Consider the following 1,941-nt stretch of genomic DNA (forward strand, 5'->3'; position numbering starts at 1 on the left):
CGTCGGTGGCCACGATCGTGCCGATGTCCGCACGCAGCAGGCAGGTGGCCGCCGCCAGCGCGGTGAGGAAGGTGTACTTGATCCACTGTTCCTGGCCGATGTGTTCACTGGCCAGATGATCCAGATTAGCCTGCGCACACGCTGCTGCGAACGCCTGCACGCGCGCGGAGATCGCACCGCCATCGCGTTCGCCGAAAGTCAGCTTGGCCGGCTTGCCCAGGTGCAGCACGGCGCCATCAGGCGCCTTGGTCGCACTGATGAAGCACAGACCGCCGAGCACGGCGTCACGGCCGAAGCGTGCGTCGAGCGCGTTGTAGTGATGCAGGCCGTTGAGGATCGGCAGCACGGTGGTGCCCGCGCCCACCGCCGGGGCGATGGCATCGATCGAGCTGTCCAGGTCGTAGGCCTTGCAGCTGAGGATCACCAGATCGAACGGCTTGTCCGCAGCCAGCGCAGGCAGGGCATCTGCGGTGACATGCTGCACCGGGAACGTGGCATCGCCCACCGGGCTGCGCAGCACCAGGCCATCACGATCCAGCTGTGCGGCGCGCGTGGGGCGCACGAGGAAGGTCACGTCCACGCCAGCCTGGGCCAGGCGACCACCGAAGTAACCGCCGGTACCGCCGGCGCCGAGGATCAGGATACGCATTGCACGCTCACTGCAGTTGGGGGATTCACTGCAGCGATTGTGCCGGAGTTTGCGGCCAACGGCTGAGCCCCTCGTGGTGGTTCGCGCAAAGCGCGGTCCATGAGGATGGCCGGGTGGGTAGGTTGCGCAGGGGACGCCGTAAATACGTCCTTGTAGGCTCGGTCGCCGCATCCATGCGGCTCACGCCCCTGCGCAACCTACCCACCCGGCCACGGACGCGTTCCGTGTGCGTCCACCACGGAAAACAAAGAAGAAAATCAAAAGCAACAGCGGGTCGCTTCGCTCATTCCCCGCGATCATCTTTCCGATGGATCTATATCCATCAGCTCACAAACGAAAAGAGCCGAGCAGATGCTCGGCTCCATCGCGAATGCTTCATCCACGCATGGCGTGGACCTACTGTGTCGACCAGGGTCGACACCCACCAACAGCAGCACAGACGCCGTTCCGACAGCAGCGGAAAACTGTCGAAGGCGGGGTGGGTCCGGTTKCGGGGGTGTCCGCGGCATGGATGCCGCGGCCAAGCCCCCAKGGATGGGTTTACGGCGTCCCCCGCAACCGGACCCACCCCGCCATCCCACGGATAGCCCGCGTTTGACGTTGCTGTTGCTGTTGCTGTTGCCGGCCAGCGGCCGGCACTACCTACCACCGCGGGTGCAGGGCCGCAGGCCCTGCAGAACATCCTCAGCTGCGCATGCCCACGCCACGCTTCAGCAACCACAGCGCCAGCGCCGTCAGCACCACCACGAAACCGATCATCAGCGCATACGCCACCACCACCGGCACATCGCTGCTGCCCAGCAGGCCATAGCGGAACGCATTGACCATGTAGAAGATCGGATTTGCGTGCGTGGCCGCCTCTGCCCATGGCGGCAGCAGCTTCACCGAGTAGAACACGCCACCCAGGTAGGTCAGCGGGGTCAGGATGAAGGTCGGCACGATCGCAACGTCATCGAACTTCTTCGCATACACCGCATTGATGAAGCCAGCCAGCGAGAAGATCGTCGCGCCCAGGATCACCGTGGTCAGCGTCACCAGCGGATGCGGAATGCGCACCGGGGTGAAGAACATCGCGATGATCAGCACGATCACGCCCACCATCAGGCCGCGCAGCACCGCACCGGCCACGTAGCCCCACAGGATCACCCAGTTCGGCATCGGGCTGACCAGCAGCTCTTCCACGTGGCGGCCGAACTTGGCGCCGAAGAACGAGGAGCTGATGTTGCCGTAGCTGTTCTGGATCACGCTCATCATCACCAGGCCCGGCACGATGAACTGCATGTAGGTGTAGC

The 1,941-nt window shown here is 64.4% G+C and carries 2 protein-coding genes; both read right to left on the reverse strand.

From position 1 onward, the window contains the following. A partial coding sequence (locus AB4Y84_RS20395) for a 2-dehydropantoate 2-reductase N-terminal domain-containing protein (protein ID WP_442250789.1) occupies nucleotides 1-649 on the reverse strand: 649 nt, incomplete at its 3' end. Nucleotides 650-1,333: 684 nt separating this feature from the next. Beyond that, nucleotides 1,334-1,941, reverse strand: a 608-nt coding sequence (locus AB4Y84_RS20400; protein ID WP_442250790.1) for an ABC transporter permease, incomplete at its 5' end; no start/stop codon positions are given.

The organism is Stenotrophomonas sp. 2YAF22, from assembly GCF_052114665.1.
Classification (GTDB): domain Bacteria; phylum Pseudomonadota; class Gammaproteobacteria; order Xanthomonadales; family Xanthomonadaceae; genus Stenotrophomonas; species Stenotrophomonas indicatrix.